The organism is Plantactinospora endophytica (assembly GCF_016862915.1).
Taxonomy (GTDB): domain Bacteria; phylum Actinomycetota; class Actinomycetes; order Mycobacteriales; family Micromonosporaceae; genus Plantactinospora; species Plantactinospora endophytica.
The window spans coordinates 500,325-506,324 of sequence record NZ_BONW01000002.1 but is presented as its reverse complement, the minus strand read 5'-3'; the positions used below and the strand labels follow the sequence as shown (position 1 = coordinate 506,324).

Annotated in this window: 6 protein-coding genes; 3 read left to right on the top strand and 3 right to left on the bottom strand. The window is 70.4% G+C overall.

Features of this window, described 5'->3' with window-relative positions; genetic code table 11:
• Window positions 1-168: 168 nt before the first annotated feature.
• Entirely contained in the window at window positions 169-651 is a 483-nt protein-coding gene (locus Pen02_RS05170; protein ID WP_203864708.1) for an OsmC family protein, read from the bottom strand.
• Between the two features lie 200 nt (window positions 652-851).
• On the opposite strand from Pen02_RS05170, the gene Pen02_RS05165 reads away from it, so the two are divergent.
• Window positions 852-1,817 carry a zinc-binding dehydrogenase gene (locus Pen02_RS05165; protein ID WP_203864707.1) on the top strand — a complete coding sequence of 322 codons (966 nt, stop codon included), beginning with the start codon at window positions 852-854 and terminating at the stop codon, window positions 1,815-1,817.
• A gap of 295 nt (window positions 1,818-2,112) precedes the next feature.
• Here Pen02_RS05165 and Pen02_RS05160 read toward each other — a convergent pair whose 3' ends face one another.
• Both Pen02_RS05160 and Pen02_RS05155 read right to left on the bottom strand, forming a co-directional pair.
• The gene (locus Pen02_RS05160) at window positions 2,113-3,507 is read right to left on the bottom strand and encodes a cellulase family glycosylhydrolase (RefSeq protein ID WP_203864706.1); all 1,395 of its coding nucleotides are present in this window, start codon (window positions 3,505-3,507) and stop codon (window positions 2,113-2,115) included.
• Window positions 3,508-3,699: 192 nt separating this feature from the next.
• Window positions 3,700-4,062, bottom strand: coding sequence for a hypothetical protein (locus Pen02_RS05155; protein WP_203864705.1), 363 nt, complete (start codon window positions 4,060-4,062; stop codon window positions 3,700-3,702).
• Window positions 4,063-4,720: 658 nt separating this feature from the next.
• On the opposite strand from Pen02_RS05155, the gene Pen02_RS05150 reads away from it, so the two are divergent.
• On the top strand, window positions 4,721-5,236 hold the full coding sequence (locus Pen02_RS05150) for a hypothetical protein (protein WP_203864704.1): 516 nt from the start codon (window positions 4,721-4,723) through the stop codon (window positions 5,234-5,236).
• 254 nt (window positions 5,237-5,490) lie between these two features.
• Window positions 5,491-5,745 (top strand): hypothetical protein, encoded by a 255-nt coding sequence (locus tag Pen02_RS05145; protein ID WP_203864703.1) that lies wholly within the window; start codon window positions 5,491-5,493, stop codon window positions 5,743-5,745.
• Window positions 5,746-6,000: the final 255 nt, after the last annotated feature.

Here is a 6,000-nt window from a genome sequence, read left to right as displayed (position 1 = left end):
CCGGCGCTCGGGTCCCGGCCTGACCCGGAAAGTGGCGCACACCGGGTGTTTCGGCCGGACGCGCCAGGGGCGAGCGCTGGGTCCCTACCCTGTCGAGGGCGGCGGCGCCCCGGGCTCGACCCGGCCGGGTCCGACGCCCACAGCCGAGCGGCGGGCGTGCGTCGGCGGTCAGGCGTCGGCGTTCGCGACCACGATGACCGGTTCGTGGCGTACCGGGAAGTTGACCGAGCTGGCGATGAAGCAGAGTTGGTGCGCCTTCTCGTGCAGCTCGGCGGCCCGGTCGGCCATCTCCGGCGTGGCCACGGTCACCCGGGGCCGGAGTACGACCTCGGTGAAGGCGCCCCCGCCGTCCCCGCTCTCGACCATCGTGCCGACCGCCTCGTCGAGGTACCCGGTGACCACCACCCGGCCCCGTGCGCAGAGGCTGAGGTACGACAGCATGTGGCACTGGACGAGCGCGGCCAGCAGCAACTGCTCCGGGTTCCACCGGGCCGGGTCGCCCCGGAACGTCGGGTCGGCGGAGCCGAGCAGCACGGGCGGCCCGTCGGCCTCGATCCGGTGGTCCCGGCCGTAGTCGCGGTAGTTGACCGTGCCCGCGTCGCCGGCACCGGTCCAGGTGAGGGTCAGCTCGTAGTCGTGGCTTCTCGGCACTGCTGCCCCCCTCGGCTCGCTGCCGGAAGTATGCCTCGGGAGGGCCGTGGTCCGTCAGCAACCCGGGCGAGGTGGTGACGGGCCACACGATCTCGAACGTGCTCATTGACCTCAAGCACGGCTGAGGTCGCACGCTTGGCGGTACGGGCGTGCGCGATCCCGCACCCCGATTCGACGAGAACGATGCGGGGGTGGGCAGGATGCGCGCCATCGAGGTGGCCCGGTTCGGTGGACCCGAGGTGCTGGTACCGATCGACGCGCCGGATCCGGCTCCCGGGCCCGGCGAGGTCGTGGTCGACGTGGAGGTGGCCGACACACTCTGGCTGGAGACGATGGTGCGCGCCGGCCGTGGCGGGGTGGTGTTCCCGGTGCAGCCGCCGTACCGGCCCGGAGTCGGCGTCGCCGGCACCGTCGCGGCGGTCGGCCCGACCGTCCATCCACACTGGATCGGCAAGCGGGTGGTCAGCCGCAGCGGCCCGGCGGGCGGATACGTCGAACGCGCCGTCGTGCCGGCCGACGGCCTGGTGGCGGTACCCGACGACGTCGAGCTGCGGGACGCCGCCGCCGTACTGCACGACGGCGTCACCGCGCTGGCGCTGGCCGAGATCGTCAAGCTCGCCGCAGGCGACCGGGTACTGGTGACCGCGGCCGGCGGCGGCCTCGGCGCGATCCTGGTCCAGCTCGCCCGGACGGCCGGGGCCGTCGTGGTTGCCGCCGCCCGGGGCGAGGCCAAGCTCGACCGGGTCGGCCGGCTCGGCGCCGACGTACTTGTCGACTACTCCGCGCCGAACTGGACCGACCGGGTACGCGAGGCGACCGGCGGGCTCGACGTGGTGCTCGACGGTGCCGGCGGCGAATACGGACCCGCCGCCTTCGAGCTGGTCGAACGCGGCGGCAGGTACTCGGCCCACGGCACCCCGGCGGGCGCGTTCGGCAGCGTCGACCCGGAGTTGGCCCGGGCTCGCGGAATCACCGTGACCGGTATCGAGGCGGTGCAGTTCGGCCCGGACCAGTTCCACGCCTATCTGCGACAGGCGTTGGCCGAGGTGGCGGCGGGCCGGATCACGCCACTGGTCGGTCAGACGTTCCCGCTGGAACGGGCCGCCGACGCGCACGCCGCGATCGAGAACCGCACCGCGATCGGCAAGACCCTGCTGCTGATCTGACCCGCCCGGTCGTCGTGCCGACGGGAAGCTTGAGCCCTCGCCTGGAAGCCCGCCGGCTCCCGCGCGGACGGCCCCAGCAGTTCACGCCAGGGAAGCCCCGGCAGCTTCCGCCGACAGGTCCCGGCAGCTTCCGCCGACAGGTCCCGGCGGCTTCCGCCGGCAAGTCCCGACAGCTCCCGCTGGGAAGCTGCGACAGCTCCGGCCGGGAAGCCCCAGCGGCTCTCGCCGGGAGGCGTGAGGCGTCCCGCCCGTGCCGCCGGATTCCGGGCGGGCGCGGGCGGGACGGTCAGGGCTGCTAGAAGTCGTCCGGGGTGCGGATCCGGTCCCGGATCCAGACCCCCGCCTCCTTCAACCGCGCGGTGCCGCCGAACGCGCCGGCCGCACAGGTACCGGTGGTGAAGACCGCGCCGGAGCGGAAGTCGTCGGAGAAGTTCCAGTTCACCCAACTGATCTTCCGACTGGCGAAGAGGTCCAGGTAGCGCTGGGCCATCGTGAAGTTGTTCGGCCCGTCGCCGGAGTAGTCCTGGGTGCCGAACTCGGTGACGAAGAGCGGCAGCCGGTCCGCCGCCGCGCTCACGGTGTTCAGGTAGTAGTCGTCGTGCAAGGCGGCGTAGAAGTGGAAGACGTACATGACGTTTGTCGCGTTGACCGGGTTGGCGGCGATCACGTCGGCTCCGCCGCCGCTGCCGGAGGCGCCGAGCGACGACCAGTCGGGGGTGCCGACCAGCACCACGGCGTCGGAGTCCCGGGTACGGATGACCGGGATGATCTGGTCCGCGTAGCTCTTGACGGCGCTCCAGGCCACCCCGTTCGGCTCGTTGGCGATCTCGTAGATCACGTTGTTCTTGGCCCGGTGCCGGTCCGCGATCTCGGCGAAGAACGTACGCGCCCGCTCCAGGTTGTGGTTCGGGTCGCCGGGGGTCAGCATGTGCCAGTCCACGATGGCGTACATGCCCCGGGCGGTGGCCAGCTCGATGTAGTTGTGCACCAGGTCGGTGAAGCGGCGCGGGTCGGTCTCGTAGCCGCCCTCCTGGATGTACATCGAGATCCGCAGCACGTCGGCCTGCCACTCCCGGGCGAGTACGTCCAGCGAGGCCGGGGTGGCGCAGCTCGCGTACCACTGAAGGCCGTGCGTGCTCATCCCGCGCAACTGGATCGCCTTGCCAGCGGCGTTGCAGAGCTGCCGGCCGCAGACCCGGAGCTGCCCGTTCGCCGCCACCGGAGTACGCCCGCCCGGCGGAACCGTCGGCGGGACGCCGGTCGGGCTGACCGTCGGGGTCGGGGTGGGCGCGGTGCCGCCGGTGCAGGGCTGGCCGTTGAGCCGGCAGCCGTTCGGGGCACCGGATCCGCTGCCGATGAAGCCGAAGGTCACCGAGGCACCGGGGGCGATCCGGCCGTTCCAGGACAGGTTGCCGAAGGTGTGCCGCTGGCCGCTGCTGGTAAGCGTCGCGTTCCAGTAGGAGCCGAGGGTGGTGCCGGCCGGCAGGTCGAACTCCACCCGCCAGGAGGTGATCGCGGTGCTGCCCCCGTTGGTGATGGTGTAGCGGCCCTCCCAGCCCGAACTCCATTCGGAGACCTTGGCGAACGAGGCCGTCGGGGTCGTCGCCGCCTGGGCGACCACCGCCACCGGCACCGCTGCGACCACGGTGGCGAGCCCGACCAGTAGGAGCAATCTACGGGTACGCCTCACGGTGCCTCCGGTTCGCTCGATCGGCGGCGGCCCACCAGCCCGTCAGGTCAGCAAGCCATCAATTGTTGTCGAACTATAAAGACAACTAACTACCCCCGCAACACGATGGACCCCCGCCGGCCGCGCAGCCCTGCGGCCGGTCGAGGGCACGTCCCGGGGCGTCCGCCGGCCGGCCACCTCGCCCGACCCAGGTCAGAGTAGGTGGACGGTGGCGGTCTGGCCGTCCGGGTGCTGGAGGGTGAGCTTCCCACCCCCCTGCTCGATAAGGTCGAGTACGACGTTGTAGACCACCAGAGCGCGGTTGATCGTGTCGGTCTTGGTGTCCTTGGTCTTCGCGCACGAGGAGTCGAGGGCGTCGGCGGCACGTGGGGTGAGGTTGAAGGTCATCCGCACCAGACCACGACCGGCGTCGGTCGCCGGATCGGGGCCACCCCGCTCCTTGCCGTCCCGGACGGTGACCGTGTCGTCCGGCGGATCGGCGGATCGGTCGCGGCTGGCGGGGATCTCGGGTACTGGGGTCGCCTGGATGGAGGCGTCGGCGCGGTCATCAGTCATGCGAGCGGTCCTTCGCATCGCTTCCGGGCTGTGATCCTGCGCGCCAGGGATGTCTCCGGCCGCGGGGCACAATTCCCGGTTCGATCACGATGTTCCCTTCCGGTACCTGGAGTTGTCGGCTGACCGCTCCAACGCGGAAGTCGCCGCAGAAGCGGTGAGCGTGTTTGTCGCTCTAGCCGCAGCATTAGCTGCGATGGTCCGCAGGAAGCTAATCTCTGTCGCTCAGACAAGGCTGTCGTCAACCCGACTCTCACTGTCGACGGTACGGAACGACGGACAGTTTGTGCGACTGCCGCCCCAGAATTTGACACGCCGGAGAAGTTCATACTCAAGAAAGCTTCGGCGAGCGTCTCATTTCGCACTCATTCGGAGCATCATTCGCGTTCACGCGCATTCTACCGGCCATTTTGCGTGGCCCAGCGCCATAAGACTGTCCAGTCAGGATACATCGGTGTATGCCCAGTTTGCCGGCTTCATCCGGTCGACGCGCCGGACCTGAGCCATTGATGCAGTCAGCACCCCTCCAGATGTATGTTCCGTGATGCGGCAGACACACACAGTGGCCCGTCGGACCAGTCGAGGAGGACTTGTCCGTGACTCTCGGAAGAAGGGCAGTCAAGTGACGGAGGCCCCCCTCCCACCGGAACCTTCGGATCATGTGGACCTCACCGACCCGTCGAATCCGGATGGTCATCTCAACCCCAGGGGATACGCCGCCGACATCCGAGGCGAGCCGCACGATGAAGATGAAGGTGAATTCAAATGTCGAATGTCGTTCAAGCTGTCGTGGACATGGCGCATCGGTGGGCAGGTTCTCGCGCCGTCGAAACTGCCGACCTGGCTGGCCCTGCGGAGCGACGTGACGCTGCCGCCCACAATCGCCCTCGGTATCTGGCTCGGGTCCGGCGCAATGCCGGGCACCACCGCGACACTGGGCGCCGTGGTCGCCGCGATCCTCGTCGCAACCAGCCTCTTCGGTGACCGGCCGGCACCATCGGCCGACCGGCCGGCGCGATCGGCGTCGCCAGGTCGACCGCCCCGACCACTGCCGCATCGCCGGTGGGCGCGAGATCTGCCCGGAAGACCTGCTCGATCGCCCGCAGCCCGGACACCGCCGCCCGGTCTGTCGGCGACGGAGGTGGCCGTGCTGAGGCGGGCGCAGCTGTTCGGCTGACGCGACGAGGGGTGACGGCGCTGCACCCCGTCGACACTGCACGTCCGGCCGCCGGGCGACAACGCCGCGACGGCGGTTCTGTGGATAACAAAGCGCCCTGTGGACGAACAACCGCGTCCTCAACCAGGTGTGGTAGCGAACCTCCGGCCTGAGGCAGGGGTCGTCGCGGAGATCGTCGACAACACGCTGAACCCGAACCTCCGCCCCGTGCTCGCCCTGAGCCGGGCGGCTCATGCTGAAAGGGCACGAGTACCGTGAAATCCCTGGTTCGCCTGCCGCATCTCGCCCCCGCAGTCCGGTGCGCGCACGCCATAGTGGCCGTGGTCCTGCTCCTCGGCGGGACCTACGGGCTCGCCCTGACGATGCTGATGCTCGGGATCGCCCCCGAGATGTGTGTGCTGACCACCGCCGCCATCACCGGCGTCGCCGTACAGGCCACCCGGTGCGTCCTTCCCCTCGGCACCGGCCCCGGCGCGTCCGGCCCGGCGGCGCGGCCACCCCGTCGATGACCGGGCACGTACGCGCTGTGGCCGCCACCCTGAGCAGCGCCGGTGGCGCAAAGCCGCCGCCCCCTTCGCGGTCGCCTCCCGCCAGTGCGGCCCGGCCGCTCGGCCGCTCGGCCGCCCGCCCGCTCGATCACTCGGTCACTCGATCGCCCGCCCGCTCGATCACTCGGTCACTCGATCACTCGGTCGCTCGGTCGCTCGGAAGTGAGCACCCGGTCGCGGGTCTCCGGCCGGACGCGTCCCGGAATCTCGCCCTAC

Bases quoted from the DNA above. Each gene is read 5' to 3' on its own strand.
- Pen02_RS05165 (WP_203864707.1), top strand. From the start codon at position 852: ATGCGCGCCATCGAGGTGGCCCGGTTCGGTGGACCCGAGGTGCTGGTA.
- Pen02_RS05155 (WP_203864705.1), bottom strand. From the start codon at position 4,062: ATGACTGATGACCGCGCCGACGCCTCCATCCAGGCGACCCCAGTACCC.